The organism is Stutzerimonas stutzeri SDM-LAC (genome assembly GCF_000235745.1).
In the GTDB taxonomy this organism is placed as follows: Bacteria; Pseudomonadota; Gammaproteobacteria; order Pseudomonadales; family Pseudomonadaceae; genus Stutzerimonas; species Stutzerimonas stutzeri_H.
The window spans coordinates 1-15,383 of the sequence record NZ_AGSX01000138.1; the positions used below are offsets into that span (position 1 = coordinate 1).

Here is a 15,383-nt window from a genome sequence, read left to right on the forward strand (position 1 = left end):
CCCAGCGGGTACCAGTAGCTGACCCAGCGCCAGCCGTCGAACTCGGGCTTGCCGGTCAGATCCATACGGACGCGGTCTTCGGCACCGGTAAGGCGCAGCAGGAACCATTTCTGCTTTTGGCCGATACACAGCGGCTGACTATGAGTGCGCACAAGGCGCTGCGGCAAGCGATAGCGCAGCCAGCCACGCGTGCAGGCGAGAATCTGGACGTCCTGCTGTTCCAAGCCGACCTCTTCGTTCAGCTCGCGAAAGAGCGCCTCCTCCGGCGTCTCACGCGGATTGATTCCGCCTTGCGGAAATTGCCAGGCATCCTGATTAATCCGCCGCGCCCACAGCACCTGCCCGACATCATTGGTCAGGATGATGCCGACATTGGGGCGAAAACCATCGGAGTCGATCACGGCATACAACCTCGCAAACGCATGTCACGGCATTGTTCCACAAAAACGTGAAAAGCAGAAAGCGCGCATGGTGCCCATCGATCAACCGGCTCCGATCCTCGTTCCAAGCGCTCGCCGACTGCCATCTACCGAGTGATCCCGCTATGCTTCACCCCCCTTTATCGCCCGAGGAACGCAGCGTGCGCCTGGCTCTTTTCGATCTTGATAACACCCTCCTGGCCGGTGATAGCGACCACGCCTGGGGCGAATTTCTCTGCCAGCGCGGGCTGGTCGACGCCGAGGCCTATCGCGCCCGTAACGACGCCTTCTATCAGGACTACCTGGCCGGTTCGCTGGATGTTCTGGAGTATCAGAACTTCTGCCAGGAACTGCTGGGTCGCAGCGAGATGCCGCAGCTGCAGCAGTGGCACGCCGAGTTCATGCGCGATCACATTGAACCCATCGTGCTGGCCAAGGGTGAGGCGTTGGTCCGTCAGCATCACGAAGCCGGCGATCGCGTGGTGATCATCACCGCGACCAACCGTTTCATCACCGGGCCAATCGCCAAGCGCCTGGGGGTCGATACGCTGCTGGCTACCGAGTGCGAGATGCAAGAGGGACGCTACACCGGTCGCCTGACCGATGTGCCCTGTTTCCAGGAGGGCAAGGTGACGCGCATCGAGCGCTGGCTCATGGAGAACGATCAGAGCCTGGACGACAGTTACTTCTACAGCGATTCGCGCAACGATCTGCCGTTACTGGAGCGGGTCAGCCATCCGGTTGCGGTCGATCCGGATCCGACCCTGCGCAAGATTGCCGAACAACGCGGCTGGCGCATCGTCAGCCTGCGCTGATCGACAGCGCAGGCTGGGCCGCTCAGACCGGCTTGGCGCCCATCAGCCCCATGATGGCGACCAGAATCAGCAGGATCAGACCCGCGTAAACCAGCGCAAAGCGCGGCAGGCGCGCGGGCGCTGGAGCATCGCCCAGCGCTTGCCAGGCACGCAGGCGGCCACCGAGCAGCAGCCCCAGCGGCACCAGCACCAGGAACAGCACCGAGCTGGCCAGCAACCACAGCTGGCCGAGCGGCAAGCCTGCCAGGTGCGCCAGCCACCAGCCGGTGACCGGAAGCAACAAGGCAAACACCGCCAGCAATGGCAGCGACATCAACCGGGTGCGGCGCAGCTTGTTCTGCAGCACCACCGGATCGGCCCGCCGCCAGGCTTTCCACAGCATGATGATGTGGGCAATCAGCCCCAGCGTGAGCAGGATCGCCAGCGCGGCGTGAGTCATGTTCAGCAGTTGGTAATGTTCCATCGATCCCCGCGGTACGGCTGGTCAGCCGAGAAAAAGTTGGTAGGCCGGATTGTCTGTTTCGTCCCAGTAGCGATAGCCGATCTTGTCCAGCGCGGCCGGCAACAGGTGACGGTCTTCGGCAGGCACCTGCAGGCCGGCTACCACCCGCCCGTCGGCCGCGCCGTGATTGCGGTAGTGGAACATCGAAATATTCCAGCGCCCGCCGAGATTGTTGAGGAAGTTGAACAGCGCGCCGGGGCGTTCCGGGAATTCGAAGCGGTACACCACTTCGTCACTGACGCCGGACGCATGCCCGCCCACCATATGACGGGTATGCAGCTTGGCCAGCTCGTTGTCCGTGAGGTCAAGAACCGGGAAACCCTTCGCCCTTAGCCCGTCCACCAGCGCCGTCCGCGGATCGTTTTCCGGATGGGTCTGCACCCCCACGAAGATGTGCGCCTCGCGGTCCTCGTGGTAGCGATAATTGAACTCGGTGATTTGGCGCTTGCCGATGGCCTCGCAGAACGCCTTGAAGCTGCCAGGCTCCTCGGGAATGGTCACGGCGATGATCGCCTCGCGCTTCTCGCCAAGCTCAGCACGCTCAGCCACATGACGCAGGCGGTCGAAATTTACGTTGGCACCGGAATCGATGCCGACCAGCACCTGATTTTCGATGTTTTCACGCTCCACATAGCGTTTGATTCCAGCCACGGCCAGGGCGCCTGCAGGCTCGGTGATCGAACGGGTATCGTCGTAGATGTCCTTGATCGCGGCGCAGATCTCATCGGTGCTGACCGTGATCACCTCATCGACATAGTGCTGGCAGATATCGAAGGTGTGCTGACCGATCTGCGCCACCGCCACCCCATCGGCAAACAGCCCCACTTGTGGCAGCACCACGCGCTCGCCAGCGGCCATCGCCTGCTGCAGGCAGTTGGAATCGTCGGGCTCGACGCCGATGACCTTGATATCTGGCTTGAGGTATTTGATGTACGCAGCGACACCGGCGATCAAACCGCCTCCACCCACCGGCACGAAGACCGCATCGAGCTGGCCCTGATGCTGGCTGAGAATTTCCATCGCCACGGTGCCCTGCCCCGCGATCACGTGCGGATCGTCATAGGGGTGGATGTAGACGTAGCCCTTTTCCTCGACCAGCTTCAGCGAATAGGCCAGCGCCTCCGGAAAGGCGTCGCCCTGCAATACCACCTTTCCACCACGGGCGCGCACGCCCTGCACCTTCAGCTCCGGCGTGGTGCGCGGCATCACGATGGTTGCCTTGATGCCCAGCTCACGGGCCGCCAGGGCCAGGCCCTGGGCATGGTTGCCGGCCGATGCCGTGACCACGCCGCGCGCCAGCTCCTCAGGTGACAGCTGTGCCAGCTTGTTATAGGCGCCGCGAATCTTGAAGGAGAACACCGGCTGCAGATCTTCGCGCTTCAGCAAAATCTGGTTACCCAGCCGCTCAGAGAGCTGGCGAGCGGGTTGCAACGGGGTTTCCACCGCAACGTCATAGACGCGCGAGGTGAGGATCTTCTTGACGTACTGTTCGAGCATCGTGAGCTATCTTGGCGGGCATTGCGGGGCAGACGAGTCTACTCCGCGAAAAACGCCGCGACCACCGGCAATCCGCGCGCAAAACTGCAGTACAGCCGCAGCAGGCAAGACCGGCTGATAAGCCACCGCTATACTCTCGCCCCACGACTCACTCACTGCCCGGACCTTTACGCCATGACCCAGGATCAACTCAAGCAGGCCGTCGCCCAGGCCGCTGTCGACCTCATCGTGCCGCAGCTCACCGACCGCAGCATCGTCGGCGTTGGCACCGGCTCCACCGCTAATTTCTTTATCGATCTACTGGCCAAACACAAGGGTTTCTTCGACGGCGCCGTGGCCAGTTCCGATGCCACCGCCGAGCGCCTGAAAGGCCACGGCATTCCGGTTTACGACCTCAACTCGGTGTCGGACCTGGAGTTCTATGTCGACGGTGCCGACGAAACCAACAGCCATCTTGAGCTGATCAAGGGCGGCGGCGCCGCCCTGACCCGCGAAAAGATCGTCGCCGCAGTGGCCCGCACCTTCATTTGCATCGCCGACGGCAGCAAGCTGGTCGAGCGCCTCGGTGAGTTTCCCCTGCCGGTCGAAGTCATCCCGATGGCTCGCAGTCACGTCGCGCGCGAACTGGTCAAGCTGGGCGGCGACCCCGTCTACCGTGACGGCGTAGTGACCGATAACGGCAACGTCATTCTTGACGTGCACAACCTCATGATCGGCTTTGCCCCGGATGTCGAAGCGCAGATCAACAACATCGTCGGTGTGGTCACCAACGGCCTGTTCGCCGCGCGCCCGGCGGACATCTTGCTGCTCGGAACCAAGGACGGCGTGCAGACCCTCAAGCGCTGAGACACCGCCGACTATTCGACCTTGCGGAATCGGTAAAACAGGTTGGGTTCGCTGACCAGATAAAGGGTGCCATCTGGCCCCATGGCGAGCCCCTCGGCCTGTGGCACGTCCGCATTGAGACCATGTTCGCCGCGCTTGAGTGAAAGCGTGCTGATGGGTGCCCCCTGGATATCGAGTTCGACGACCAACCGCGACTCGTCGGACAGCGCCAGGAGGTGCCCGGTCTGCAGGTCGTATTGCAAGCTGGAAACATCACGCACAAACAGGTCGGCATCGCGCTCGCGATCCTCGCTGACATGCACGGCCAGCGGCTGATCACCCTCAGCGTACGGAAAGCCCTGAACCTCGTAGATGCGTACCGGATCGCGCTCCTTTGCAACGAAAACGCGCTTACCAGTCGGATCGTAGGCCAGCCCCTCGAACCCCTTGTTGCCATTCTGGCCAATCCCCAGCGATAGCTGCTGGCTGGCAGCCGCATAGATCTGGCGGGTGCGCTCATCCACCTCGACCCGCAACAGACGCTGCAGCCGCTCGTCACTGATCACATAGACGCCGCGAGACACATATTCGATCGCCTCGGGGTCGCCGAACCCAACCAGCGCAATGGCCCGCAGCAGCTTGCCGTCGAGGCTAAGCTCGAGGAGCTGCGGCTTACCATTAGTGATGGCGATCAGGCTGTTGCGATCCGGATCGAAGGTCAGCGCAGACAGGTCATCGTCAATGCCGACAACCGGCTGTGCCTGGATCTCTGCACGATAGTCAGGCAACCAGAGCGACGCGGCCTGGCGCTGCTCCGCCTGGCGTGATTGGGCGAACTGAAACCAGGTCTGCTCGAAAAGGCGAAAATACTGGCCGGCCGCAATGGCCAGCAACAGCGCCACTATGGCTGTCGCGGCCAGTATCCATTTGATAGCAGGGCGCATCATGCACTCTCTGTGAATTCAGGGAGCGACAGGGTGCCTGGACAACCTTAGCCGAAGCTTAACGGACCGGGACGCCCTACCGCAGGCATGGACAGCCGCTGCCGGCAATCGTCACCGCTTACGGCTGAATACATAGAGCAAGTTGGGCTCAGCGATAACATAGATGTCGCCCCGCTCGTCCATAGCCACCCCTTCGGCCTGGTCAATGCCCTCCACCAGACCATTCAGGCCGCCGAGCAGGCTGATAAAACTACGCGGTCTACCTGACAGGTCCAGCTCAACCAGCAGCCGCGACTCATCGGACAGCATCAGGGTGTGGCCGGTACGTGGATCAATAGCCACTGAAGATATATCGCGTACCAACAACGGCTGATCAGGGAGCGCCTCAAGCACCCCAGCAGCACCTTCCTCGCCTGGGAAGGGGAGCTCGAACAGGCCTTGTGGATCGCGCTCCTTGGCCAGCAGCATACGCTTGGTGCGGGGATTCCAGGCCAACCCCTCAAAGCCCTTGTTGCCTGCACCCTCGAAACCCAGGCCGTAGGAAGCCAGATCAGCGAGATCGAGGGTCTCCACGCCCGGCTGGAGCCGGAACACAGCAACCAGCCGGCGGCGCTCGTCGACGATAGCCAGCCGCCCGTCATCCAAGGCTTCAACAGCTTCGGGGTCGGAAAATCCGGCCAGGGTGATGCGCCTCAGAACCACACCTCCGGGTGAAAACTCCACGAGTTGTGGGTGCTGTCCGGTGACGGTAAACAGCGTGCCAGTCGCCGAATTCCAGGTAAGCCCCGAGGTTTCATCGTCCTGCAGACCGTACAGGGTGGTCTGCAGTGACAGTTCGTAGTCGGGCAGCCAGATGCTCGCCGATCGCTGGCTGGCATCGACCGATCGCTCCTGCCAGTAAAGCTTGAGCTGGTCATCCCAATGCAGCAGCCAAGCTGTCAGCGCTGCCGCAGCGATGGTCAGAATGAGCAGAAACCAGAGAAACAGGCGTAGAGGGGAACAATTGGAGGGCTTGGCTGGCATAGGGACTGGCTCAAATCGAGTCGCGGATTACAGCACGAGGCGAGACGAGGCGAAACGGGAAAACGCAGGCCGGGTAAGCATTGCACTTACCCGGCCGGGGTTGGCTCAGAGCACGCGGCTCTCGAAACGCGACAACCCGACCAGTTCCAGCACCAGCTCATCGCCCTGATTTAGCGGACCAACGCCCACCGGCGTGCCGGTCAGCACCACATCGCCCGGCTGCAGGTTGAAATGGCCGGCGATGTGCTGCAGCAACGGCAAGATGGCGTTGAGCATCTGGCTGCTGTTGCCGTCCTGACGAACCTCGCCGTTGATGGTGAGACGAATGCCGATGTCATTCGGATCCTGCACCGCGTCGCCAGGCACGAACGGAGCCAGCACGCAGGCGCCGTCGAAGCTCTTGGCGATCTCCCAGGGATGGCCTTTTTCCTTCAGCTTGGCCTGCACATCGCGCAGCGTCAGGTCGAGCGCCGGGGCGAAACCGGAAATGGCATCGCGGACTTCCTCTTCGTTCGGCGTGCGCGACAGCGGCTTGCCAATCAGCACGGCGATCTCCGCCTCGTAGTGAACCGCACCCCGGTCGCTGGGGATGCTGAAGCCGCCTTCCAGCGGCACCGTGCAGCTACCGGCCTTGATGAACAGCAGCGGCTCGGTGGGCACCGGGTTGTTCAGTTCCTTGGCATGCTCGGCATAGTTGCGGCCAATGCAGACCACCTTGCCCAGCGGGTAATGAATTGGCGTGCCATCGGTGTATTGGTGTTTGTAATTCATCGAAGGTCTCGTCTGTAGAGCGGGTTCAGCCCCGCCGTTGCCGTTGGCGGGTTCTCACCCGCCCTACACTCACACCGCGAATATCTTGCCCGGATTCATGATGCCGTTCGGGTCGAATGCCGCCTTGATCGCCTTCATGTAGGCGATCTCGGCTTCAGAGCGGCTGTAGGTCAGGTAGTCGCGCTTGGTCATGCCGACACCATGCTCGGCCGAAATCGAACCGTTGTATTTTTCGACCGTCTCGAACACCCATTTGTTGACCGCGGCGCACTTGTCGAAGAACTCGTCCTTCGACAGCGCCTCGGGCTTGAGGATGTTCAGGTGCAGGTTGCCGTCACCGATGTGGCCATACCAGAGCACTTCGAAATCGGGGTAGTTGCTGGTGACGATGGCGTCGATGTCGGCCAGGAACGCCGGCACCTTGGAGACGGTGACCGAGATATCGTTCTTGTACGGCGTCCAATGGCTGATGGTCTCGGAGATGTACTCGCGCAACTTCCACAGATTCTGCAGCTGCTGGTCGCTTTGGCTCATCACGCCGTCGATTACCCAGCCTTCATTGACGCAATGCTCGAAGGTCGCCAGCGCTTGCTCGGCGCGTTCTTCGGTGGTCGCCTCGAATTCGAGCAGCGCATAAAACGGCGTGCGGGTCTCGAACGGAGCGGGGATATCTCCGCGACCCAGAATCTTGTCCAGGCACTTGTCAGAGAAAAACTCGAAAGCGGTCAGGTCCAGCTTGTCCTGGAAGGCGTGCAGCACCGGCATGATCGAATCGAAATCCGGTGTGCCCAGCACCATCGCGGTGAGGTTGGTCGGCTGGCGCTCCAGGCGCATGGTGGCCTCGACCACGAAGCCCAGCGTGCCCTCAGCACCGATGAACAGCTGGCGCAGGTCATAACCGGTGGCGTTCTTGATCAGGTCCTTGTTCAGCTCGAGCAGGTCGCCCTTGCCGGTCACAACCTTCAGCCCCGCGACCCAGTTGCGGGTCATGCCGTAGCGAATCACCTTAATCCCACCGGCGTTGGTGCCGATGTTGCCGCCGATCTGACTGGAGCCTGCCGAGGCGAAATCCACCGGATAGTAAAGGCCCTTGTCTTCAGCGAACTGCTGCAGCTGCGCGGTGATTACGCCCGGCTGGCAGACCACGGTGCGATCCATCTCGTCGAACGTCAGGATCTGGTTCATGTAATCGAACGACACCACCACCTCGCCATTGGCCGCCACCGCAGCCGCCGAGAGCCCGGTCCGTCCGCCGGAAGGCACCAGCGCAACCTTGCGCTCGTTGGCCCAACGCACGATGGCCTGCACTTGCTCAACGCTCTTCGGAAAGACGATCGCCGAGGGCGCCGGCGCGTAGTGCTTCGTCCAATCCTTACCGTAGGTGTTCAGCGAATCGGCATCGGTCAGCACCTTTCCAGGCTCGACCAGGGTCTTCAGCTCATCGATCAGGGCAGGATCGGTCATCATGCGAACTCTCATTCAATTCATGGTCACCCTGAGTACGCTTCAGCTCAGGGATGGGGTGTTTCGAGGGGCCCGTATGCTAGCATACGCACCCCTTTGAAACGTGCCTCGGCAGACTCCCGACACCGCTGATACCGGGTCGGCCAGCCTTCGCTGGACACTTCGTCCTACCCTTCGGCCTTAAGGTTTTATTGCAGATGAGCCAGACCTCACTCGACAAGAGCAAGATCAAGTTCCTTCTTCTCGAAGGCGTTCACCAGAACGCTGTCGACACCCTCAAGGCCGCCGGTTACTCCAACATCGAGTACCTCAAGACGGCGCTGACCGAGTCGGAGCTGAAAGAGAAGATCGCCGATGTTCATTTCATCGGGATTCGTTCGCGCACCCAGCTCACCGAAGAGGTTTTCGAGTGCGCCAAGAAGCTGATCGCCGTCGGCTGCTTCTGCATTGGTACCAACCAGGTCAACCTAAACGCCGCTCGCGAACGCGGTATCGCAGTGTTCAACGCCCCTTATTCCAATACCCGCTCGGTCGCCGAACTGGTGCTGGCCCAGGCCATCCTGCTGCTGCGCGGCATCCCAGAGAAAAACGCGTCCTGCCACCGCGGTGGCTGGATCAAGTCAGCGGCCAACTCCTTCGAAATCCGTGGCAAGAAGCTCGGCATCATTGGCTACGGCTCGATTGGCACTCAGCTGTCGGTGCTTGCCGAAGCGCTCGGCATGCAGGTGTTCTTCTACGACGTGGTGACCAAGCTGCCACTGGGTAATGCCACGCAGGTCGGCTCGCTGTATGAGCTGCTGGGCATGTGCGACATCGTCTCCCTGCACGTTCCTGAGCTGCCATCGACCCAGTGGATGATTGGCGAGAAGGAAATCCGCGCCATGAAGAAGGGCGGCATCCTGATCAACGCCGCCCGTGGCACCGTGGTCGAACTGGAACACCTGGCCGCTGCGATCAAGGACGAACATCTGATCGGCGCTGCCATCGACGTATTCCCGGTCGAGCCCAAATCTAACGACGAAGAGTTCGAAAGCCCGCTGCGCGGCCTGGACCGCGTGATCCTGACCCCGCACATCGGCGGCTCGACTGCCGAAGCCCAGGCCAACATCGGTCTGGAAGTGGCAGAAAAGCTCGTCAAGTACAGCGACAACGGCACCTCGGTATCCTCGGTCAACTTCCCGGAAGTGGCGCTGCCGTCGCACCCGGGCAAGCACCGTCTGCTGCACATCCACCAGAACATTCCCGGCGTGATGAGCGAGATCAACAAGGTGTTCGCCGACAACGGCATCAACATCTGCGGTCAGTTCCTGCAGACCAACGAGAAGGTCGGCTACGTCGTGATCGACGTCGACAAGGAATATTCCGATCTGGCGCTTGAAAAGCTCCAGCACGTCAATGGCACCATCCGCAGCCGCGTGCTGTTCTAAGCGCCGCACTGGCGGTAGCAAACGGGAGGCCTAGGCCTCCCGTTTTCGTTTCACTTGGGCTGAATGGGTGTGCATCGCTTGATTAGCTGGCTGAGGCTGGGTCGCCGCTTTCGCTCGAGGGTCTGTCCGGCCGAGTCGGTGCCGACGGCCTCTCGATAGGCGTTACTGGCGGAACTTCAGGCGGCGCCTCCAGCGTTGGAGGTCGCGGCTGGGCCTGGCGGCCATCGCCATTCTCGATCACATCCTGGCGCGGCTCGCGTGAGTCCAGCGGATGCTCGCGGGCCTTTTCCGGGTGCGTTGGGCCGGTTCCGCCAGCAATTGCCAGCGATGCCGTTATCAGTATCGAAACGAACAACCAGATGCGTATGGCCATGGTCTTCTCCGATCGCCGGCTAATGGCAGCCCGGTGGTCAGCCGCGACGGCGGAGCGCCTGTGACTGCGCAAGAAAAAGCCCCAACCGACGCCGGGGCCCTTTCGATACCTGCAACGGCATGTCAGTTGCCAGTGGCACTGTTTCCGGTGCCAGTCGTATTGCCGACGCCGGTACCTGTTTCAGTACCTGGGCCTGCTGGTTCACCGTCAACGGAGGTGCCCGCACCGGTCGTCAGACCTGTGCGGTCGGTGTCGTCGGTGGTTTTTCCATCCATCATGGTGTCGTCATGAGTGCCACTTTCCATCGCGCTTTTCGAGTCGTGACCGTCCTTGTCGTGCATGGCGCCGTTATCGGACGTGCCAGCAAAAGCAGAGGCAGACATCAGACCGGCCAGAGTCAGCGCGGCGAGCTTTGTCGTTTGCATGATCGCTCTCCTGTTTCAAGGGGTTCATATATTCCGGCAATGGCGGTGGAAATAAATTTCACCCCAGCGCCGTGACAGGATATTCAAAAGCCCTGAAACCCTTGCAGGACGGGCCTTTCAACCTCGAAGCCATTGGTCGCAACGCTGAAGATCGACCGTTCATCGGCCGTGCAAGCACCATGCGCCGGCAGCACGAAGCCAGGCAAAGCGAACTCAGCGCAACAACTGTCACAACACAGTGCGTATACCGACCATGCTTGCCACGGATTGACACAGATCCCTTTCAGGCTCCATCGAACGGGTGATTGACTCGCCATCGTTCATTAAGTCCACCGAGCCACGTCTCTAACCGTCCGTCGGGTTGTCATCCCAAGTGCGCAGATGCCGACCTAATCCCAGCCTGAACGCTGAACTTCGTCATTTCTGGCCGGTCGTTTAGTAACTTTTCTATGCAGCATAACGGCACCCCAAACCAAGGATTGAACATGGACGAAGCGGACTTCACCCACCTGGAACGTAATCGGCCCACCGTCACCCTGCTGACCGGCAATGAACTACTGGGATTGTTTTTCAAGCACTTTCTTGGTGAGCAGGCTCAGTTGGAAGTGGCGCTGGAGCGGCTCGAGAAAATCGTTCCGGGCAGCACCGATCTGTATTTACTCGACGCGGGAAATAGCCAGGCCGAGCAGCTGTCCACGCTGCTTGATCAGCTTGATCAGCAGACGCCCGTTGCGCTGGTCAATATCGCACCGGAACAGGCCGAGCAGCTGGTCGAAAAACATCCCGCCATCCGCGGCGTGTTTTACAGCCACGCCACGCGTGAGCATCTGCTCGACGGCATCCAGGTGCTACTGGATGGCGGCGATTGGCTCCCTCGGGTCCTGACCGAACGCCTGCTCAGCCAATGGCGGCGCATGCGCCAACTCGCCGGCAGCAAACCGTCGCTGACGCTGCGTGAACGGGAAATTCTCAGCCTGGCCGGCAAAGGCCTGTCGAATGCCGAGATCGCCGAGCAGCTGTGCCTGAGTCCGCACACCATCAAGAGCCATATCCACAACCTGTTGCGTAAGATCGGTGCCTCCAACCGGGCCGAGGCGGCCTTTCTTCTGCGCGGCCGACTGGATTGGTCCGAGCCGTGCCACGCCTGACGCTGTGCCTGTTGCTGCTGAGCCTGCTCGGGCCCGTGCAGGCTGAAGAGCCGCTCAGCCAGGCGCAGGGCGAAGCCGAGCTGAATGGACTGATCATCGACAACACCATTACCCGCTTCGGTCATGACTTCCACCGCTACCTGAGTTTCCAACTGCAGGACGCCAGCGCCCTCGAACGCGATCTGGTGGTGCGCGAGCGCCCTTCGGCGCGCTGGGGCAGCCTGGTCTGGGTGGAGTACGGACAGCTCACCGTCTATCGGCGATTTCTGCAGCCCAACGTAGCGGAGATCGAAGACATCGCGACCCAAGCTGCGCAGTTGATCTTGGAAGAGGTCAATCGCAGCAAGCTGCAGAGCCTGCTTCAGGACACGTTCGACATGGACCGGGACGAGCTGTGAGCTACCGGAGGCTTAATCCGCCCGCTCATCACGTAGCGCTTGTTTTGCACCGTTCGATGGATATTCAGCACCCCATCGACAGATAAGAATCCGAACACAACTTGGAGGTGCCTGCATGGATCGTCTAGCCCTATTCCGCTGCGGCTTTTTCGCCGCTGCTCTGCTCGCCGGCCCGGCCACGTATGCGGCCGATCTGATGGACAACGGGGATCTTGCGGGCGGCTCAACGAGTCTCGCCAACCCGGTGGTCTCCACCTTACGACTGTCTGATATGCAGGTCGCACAAGTTCTGCAAACAGGCAATGACAACTTGGCCGATGTAAGCCAGACCGGGACGACTCAGTTGGCGAACCTCGTGCAACAGGGCAGCGACCAACAGGCCTTCATCCTCCAGCAAGGCGAAAACCAGATCGCAACCATTCTGCAGATCGGGCAAGGCAACCTCGCGGACATCAGCCAGATCGGCAGCGACAACCAGGCCGCAATCGCTCAGATAGGCTCAGAAAACACGGCCAGCATCGAGCAGCTCGGCAATGGCTTGAGCAGCAGTGTCACCCAGTACGGCAGCGGCCAACAGGTCCAGATCGTTCAGCATCGCTAACAAAAGGTAACGCTATGCGCAGTTTGCATCTCCTTGCGTCAGCCGCTCTCCTGTCTGTCGCCGTCGCGGCACATGCTGACAACAACGCCAAACTCGTGCAGGCAGGCAGTGAAAACGACGCCACGATTGACCAGACGGGCTTGCTGAACGAGGCGATAATTCGGCAGAACGGTAGCGCGAACATCGCGTCGATCTATCAGGGCACGGTCGCCGAGGGCAACGTCGCCAGCATCGTGCAAATCGGCAGCAACGATGCCTCCATCCACCAGGGCGATGACGCTCACTTCTCCAACGCCAGCGTCTACCAGCAGGGCACCGGCAACCGCGCCGGGGTCGATCAGACCTGGTATGCCAATGACCTGCAGCTCAGCAGCATTGGCGACAACAATCTCATTTCCGCAACCCAGCGGGGGTTTGCCCGGGCCGGGGGGTATCAGATCGGCGATAACAACTCGATCAGCATGGATCAAGACGGCGTTTACCACGGCACCACGCTGGCGGTTTACCAAGTCGGCGACGAGAACAGGGCGACCATCGAGCAGGGCGATGCCGGCTATATCAAGCTGGCTCAGAACGGCAATCTGAATACCGCGACTATTTCGCAGAGCACCCTGTTTGGCGAAGTCCAGTTCAATCAGGTAGGCGACGAGAACCTGCTGACAGTCAAGCAGACAGGACGCGGCAATGCGTTCAGAGGATCGTCAACCGGAAACGGCAACAGTGTCGATGTGGCGCAAGGGTTCGATGGCAACCTGGCCAGCGTGGTGCAGTCGGGCGATGACAACATCGCGACCGTCAACCAGCTAGTCAGCTACAACGAGGCCCGCATCAACCAGGCCGGCATGGCAAACCAAGCCTCGATAACGCAAAACGCCGAACTCATGAAAGCGGTCATTTCGCAGACGGGAACCGGCAACATGGCCACCGTCACTCAACAGTGATCCAGACCTTGGCCCTCCGTTTATGCTCACAGCGACCCTCGCCGCCATGCTGCTAGCCTCCGCCGCTGGACCTGTTGACGCTCGCTTGGAGCTACTGCCTGAAGCGGACCGCTTGAATCTGCGGTTGTGCTTCAGCAGCACCGAAGCGCACCAGCTTAACTATCAGCTGGAGGTGCGATCTCAAGGCCGAGCTGGCACCAGTCGCAGTCGTCAATCGGGCTCGCTGACCAGCGGGCCTGAAATCCAGTGCCCGCTGAACAACCGACTGGGTATCGCGCCCGATAGCCACATCGAGGCGACCGTCACCTGGACCATTGACGGCCACGAGCAAACGCCCCTTCGCCAGAGTTATCCGTCTAGCGAACCGGCAGACTCCCCGACGCCTATGCCTCACCAGTCGCCGGCAGCGGATGCGATGGTCGTCAAAACCGATTCAAACCTGCGATAGCTGTCGCGACTCGTTGCGTCTGAGCCGGCGAATCCGCATACCACGAGCTGGCGACGCTCTCAGCACGCTGGAAAGCAGGAGACCGCCAGAACGACGCGGCTGGAGAACATTCATGCATATTTCCAGGCGCTGTTAGTGATCGGAAATACTGCAGCTCTGCTGACTGACCCGACGAAGGGCCCTGTCGATGGATGCCAGTCGCCTGTGCCTGCTGCTACAGTTTCTAGCCCCGTCATTTATCGGATGCGACAGATGTCACTGGACGACAACAAGCGGCTGGTCCGCCAGCACATCGAGCTGAGCTGGAACCGCGGACACCTTGCCCTCGCCGAGAAGCTGCACAGCAAGGATTTTCTCTACAAGAGCTCGTTCGTCGGCCACCCAATGGCCAGCCCCGAATTTGCCGCAATGGTCCGCCAGATCCGTACCGCCATGCCCGACCTCGAAGTGGTTATCGAGGAATGCGTGGCCGAGGGCGATAAAGTGGTCACCTGGAGCACCTTGATTGGCACCATCGAGACACCCGCGCTTGGCTATCCTCCCAGCGACAAGGTCTTGAGCATTTCGGCGATGGCGTTCTGGACGCTGACGCCAGGGCAGCAGATCCGCGAGATTTGCACCATGTTCGACATGGAAAGCTTCCGCTCCCAGCTCGGGCTGGCGACCCGCACCTATGCCGAAAAAGCCCTGCCCTGACGGTCTCAATATCAATCTGGCCGGGCGGCCTTAAAAGGAAGACCCAAATAACTTACGACAACTATCGATTTAACTGACTTATATTATTGGCTTAGTTAATCAATTAAGTGACTCTAATCAAGTATCACGTTCGTCGATTAATACTATTGATACGCTCACGTTTGTTTGATCCGCCCTCCTCCGTAGCATGGCTCCCGTACCTACTACTACCGAGGACACTCTCATGAAACAGTTACTTGCAAGCATCCTTTTGGCCAGCGTCGCATCTACGGCCGTTGCAATCCCGCCAAGCCATCCGCAACCCATTCTGGGCGAGAGCCAGAGCGCCTCAACGGTGAGGAATCACGTATTCACCGACCGCACCGTTTCGGAAAACGGATTCGAGCGCACGCCGCTCAGTGAGCAGTTCGCCGAAGATGGCTTCGATCTCACACCAATCAGTGATCACCTGGCAGAAGATGGGTTCGACCTCACACCACAAGCAATTCAACTGGCAGATGATGGTTTCGACCGCACTCCACTTGGGCAGTTGCTGGCCGAAGATGGCAGTGAGCGTACCGGACTCGGCACGGTCTGATTTATCGCTTCACTTCAAGGCGCCGTTGGCGCCTTTTTTATTTCCCTACTATTTCTGAGCGCAATTCTTATATGTCCGCCGCACTAAAA

At 60.4% G+C, this 15,383-nt stretch carries 19 protein-coding genes; 10 read left to right on the forward strand and 9 right to left on the reverse strand.

Features of this window, described 5'->3' with window-relative positions; all coding sequences use genetic code 11:
• Positions 1-401, reverse strand: a 401-nt coding sequence (locus PSTU_RS0114350) for an RNA pyrophosphohydrolase (RefSeq protein ID WP_029404797.1), incomplete at its 3' end; no start/stop codon positions are given.
• Positions 402-580: 179 nt separating this feature from the next.
• Between PSTU_RS0114350 and PSTU_RS0114355 the strand changes: the two genes are divergently transcribed.
• The gene (locus PSTU_RS0114355; protein WP_019341722.1) at positions 581-1,234 is read left to right on the forward strand and encodes an HAD family hydrolase; all 654 of its coding nucleotides are present in this window, start codon (positions 581-583) and stop codon (positions 1,232-1,234) included.
• A gap of 22 nt (positions 1,235-1,256) precedes the next feature.
• Here the strand turns inward: PSTU_RS0114355 and PSTU_RS0114360 are convergent, their stop codons facing one another.
• Positions 1,257-1,697 (reverse strand): DUF2269 family protein, encoded by a 441-nt coding sequence (locus tag PSTU_RS0114360; protein ID WP_019341723.1) that lies wholly within the window; start codon positions 1,695-1,697, stop codon positions 1,257-1,259.
• Positions 1,698-1,718: 21 nt separating this feature from the next.
• Positions 1,719-3,233, reverse strand: a complete 1,515-nt coding sequence (ilvA, locus tag PSTU_RS0114365) for a threonine ammonia-lyase, biosynthetic (RefSeq protein WP_019341724.1) — start codon at positions 3,231-3,233, stop codon at positions 1,719-1,721.
• Positions 3,234-3,407: 174 nt separating this feature from the next.
• Between ilvA and rpiA the strand changes: the two genes are divergently transcribed.
• Complete coding sequence (rpiA, locus tag PSTU_RS0114370) at positions 3,408-4,079, forward strand: ribose-5-phosphate isomerase RpiA (protein ID WP_019341725.1); 672 nt, start codon at positions 3,408-3,410, stop codon at positions 4,077-4,079.
• Positions 4,080-4,090: 11 nt separating this feature from the next.
• On the opposite strand, the gene PSTU_RS0114375 is transcribed toward rpiA, so the two are convergent.
• The 4 genes from PSTU_RS0114375 to PSTU_RS0114390 all read right to left on the reverse strand — a co-directional run bounded on the left by PSTU_RS0114375 (position 4,091) and on the right by PSTU_RS0114390 (position 8,260).
• The gene (locus PSTU_RS0114375) at positions 4,091-5,005 is read right to left on the reverse strand and encodes an SdiA-regulated domain-containing protein (protein WP_019341726.1); all 915 of its coding nucleotides are present in this window, start codon (positions 5,003-5,005) and stop codon (positions 4,091-4,093) included.
• A gap of 108 nt (positions 5,006-5,113) precedes the next feature.
• Positions 5,114-6,025 carry an SdiA-regulated domain-containing protein gene (locus PSTU_RS0114380; protein WP_019341727.1) on the reverse strand — a complete coding sequence of 304 codons (912 nt, stop codon included), beginning with the start codon at positions 6,023-6,025 and terminating at the stop codon, positions 5,114-5,116.
• A 105-nt stretch (positions 6,026-6,130) separates the two neighbouring features.
• Entirely contained in the window at positions 6,131-6,796 is a 666-nt protein-coding gene (locus PSTU_RS0114385; protein ID WP_019341728.1) for a fumarylacetoacetate hydrolase family protein, read from the reverse strand.
• Between the two features lie 69 nt (positions 6,797-6,865).
• A complete protein-coding gene (locus tag PSTU_RS0114390; RefSeq protein ID WP_029404799.1) occupies positions 6,866-8,260 on the reverse strand; it encodes an FAD-binding oxidoreductase in 1,395 nt (464 codons plus the stop codon).
• Between the two features lie 197 nt (positions 8,261-8,457).
• On the opposite strand from PSTU_RS0114390, the gene serA reads away from it, so the two are divergent.
• On the forward strand, positions 8,458-9,687 hold the full coding sequence (serA, locus tag PSTU_RS0114400; protein WP_019341731.1) for a phosphoglycerate dehydrogenase: 1,230 nt from the start codon (positions 8,458-8,460) through the stop codon (positions 9,685-9,687).
• An 82-nt stretch (positions 9,688-9,769) separates the two neighbouring features.
• Here the strand turns inward: serA and PSTU_RS20835 are convergent, their stop codons facing one another.
• On the reverse strand, positions 9,770-10,060 hold the full coding sequence (locus PSTU_RS20835) for a hypothetical protein (RefSeq protein ID WP_019341732.1): 291 nt from the start codon (positions 10,058-10,060) through the stop codon (positions 9,770-9,772).
• 122 nt (positions 10,061-10,182) lie between these two features.
• Positions 10,183-10,485 carry a hypothetical protein gene (locus tag PSTU_RS0114410; protein WP_019341733.1) on the reverse strand — a complete coding sequence of 101 codons (303 nt, stop codon included), beginning with the start codon at positions 10,483-10,485 and terminating at the stop codon, positions 10,183-10,185.
• 563 nt (positions 10,486-11,048) lie between these two features.
• On the opposite strand from PSTU_RS0114410, the gene PSTU_RS0114415 reads away from it, so the two are divergent.
• From PSTU_RS0114415 to PSTU_RS20845, 7 genes are all read left to right on the forward strand, one after another.
• A complete protein-coding gene (locus tag PSTU_RS0114415; protein WP_029404800.1) occupies positions 11,049-11,633 on the forward strand; it encodes a helix-turn-helix transcriptional regulator in 585 nt (194 codons plus the stop codon).
• Positions 11,621-12,031: a CsgE family curli-type amyloid fiber assembly protein gene (locus tag PSTU_RS0114420; RefSeq protein ID WP_019341735.1), complete on the forward strand. Its 411-nt coding sequence runs from the start codon at positions 11,621-11,623 to the stop codon at positions 12,029-12,031. Before PSTU_RS0114415 ends, PSTU_RS0114420 begins: the two co-directional genes overlap by 13 nt.
• A gap of 115 nt (positions 12,032-12,146) precedes the next feature.
• Positions 12,147-12,632, forward strand: coding sequence for a hypothetical protein (locus PSTU_RS0114425; RefSeq protein ID WP_019341736.1), 486 nt, complete (start codon positions 12,147-12,149; stop codon positions 12,630-12,632).
• A gap of 14 nt (positions 12,633-12,646) precedes the next feature.
• Entirely contained in the window at positions 12,647-13,573 is a 927-nt protein-coding gene (locus tag PSTU_RS0114430) for a hypothetical protein (protein ID WP_019341737.1), read from the forward strand.
• 46 nt (positions 13,574-13,619) lie between these two features.
• The gene (csgH, locus tag PSTU_RS22185; protein ID WP_272941879.1) at positions 13,620-14,021 is read left to right on the forward strand and encodes a curli-like amyloid fiber formation chaperone CsgH; all 402 of its coding nucleotides are present in this window, start codon (positions 13,620-13,622) and stop codon (positions 14,019-14,021) included.
• Positions 14,022-14,273: 252 nt separating this feature from the next.
• Complete coding sequence (locus tag PSTU_RS0114440) at positions 14,274-14,717, forward strand: ketosteroid isomerase-related protein (RefSeq protein WP_019341739.1); 444 nt, start codon at positions 14,274-14,276, stop codon at positions 14,715-14,717.
• Positions 14,718-14,940: 223 nt separating this feature from the next.
• Entirely contained in the window at positions 14,941-15,294 is a 354-nt protein-coding gene (locus PSTU_RS20845) for a hypothetical protein (protein WP_019341740.1), read from the forward strand.
• The last annotated feature ends 89 nt before the right edge of the window (positions 15,295-15,383 follow it).

What these genes read in the sequence shown, in the direction of transcription:
- PSTU_RS0114360 (WP_019341723.1), bottom strand. Translation starts at nt 1,697, where the DNA reads ATGGAACATTACCAACTGCTGAACATGACTCACGCCGCGCTGGCGATC.
- ilvA (WP_019341724.1), bottom strand. Translation starts at nt 3,233, where the DNA reads ATGCTCGAACAGTACGTCAAGAAGATCCTCACCTCGCGCGTCTATGAC.
- rpiA (WP_019341725.1), top strand. Translation starts at nt 3,408, where the DNA reads ATGACCCAGGATCAACTCAAGCAGGCCGTCGCCCAGGCCGCTGTCGAC.
- PSTU_RS0114375 (WP_019341726.1), bottom strand. Translation starts at nt 5,005, where the DNA reads ATGATGCGCCCTGCTATCAAATGGATACTGGCCGCGACAGCCATAGTG.
- PSTU_RS0114380 (WP_019341727.1), bottom strand. Translation starts at nt 6,025, where the DNA reads ATGCCAGCCAAGCCCTCCAATTGTTCCCCTCTACGCCTGTTTCTCTGG.
- PSTU_RS0114385 (WP_019341728.1), bottom strand. Translation starts at nt 6,796, where the DNA reads ATGAATTACAAACACCAATACACCGATGGCACGCCAATTCATTACCCG.
- PSTU_RS0114390 (WP_029404799.1), bottom strand. Translation starts at nt 8,260, where the DNA reads ATGACCGATCCTGCCCTGATCGATGAGCTGAAGACCCTGGTCGAGCCT.
- serA (WP_019341731.1), top strand. Translation starts at nt 8,458, where the DNA reads ATGAGCCAGACCTCACTCGACAAGAGCAAGATCAAGTTCCTTCTTCTC.
- PSTU_RS20835 (WP_019341732.1), bottom strand. Translation starts at nt 10,060, where the DNA reads ATGGCCATACGCATCTGGTTGTTCGTTTCGATACTGATAACGGCATCG.
- PSTU_RS0114410 (WP_019341733.1), bottom strand. Translation starts at nt 10,485, where the DNA reads ATGCAAACGACAAAGCTCGCCGCGCTGACTCTGGCCGGTCTGATGTCT.
- PSTU_RS0114425 (WP_019341736.1), top strand. Translation starts at nt 12,147, where the DNA reads ATGGATCGTCTAGCCCTATTCCGCTGCGGCTTTTTCGCCGCTGCTCTG.
- PSTU_RS0114430 (WP_019341737.1), top strand. Translation starts at nt 12,647, where the DNA reads ATGCGCAGTTTGCATCTCCTTGCGTCAGCCGCTCTCCTGTCTGTCGCC.
- csgH (WP_272941879.1), top strand. Translation starts at nt 13,620, where the DNA reads ATGCTGCTAGCCTCCGCCGCTGGACCTGTTGACGCTCGCTTGGAGCTA.
- PSTU_RS0114440 (WP_019341739.1), top strand. Translation starts at nt 14,274, where the DNA reads ATGTCACTGGACGACAACAAGCGGCTGGTCCGCCAGCACATCGAGCTG.
- PSTU_RS20845 (WP_019341740.1), top strand. Translation starts at nt 14,941, where the DNA reads ATGAAACAGTTACTTGCAAGCATCCTTTTGGCCAGCGTCGCATCTACG.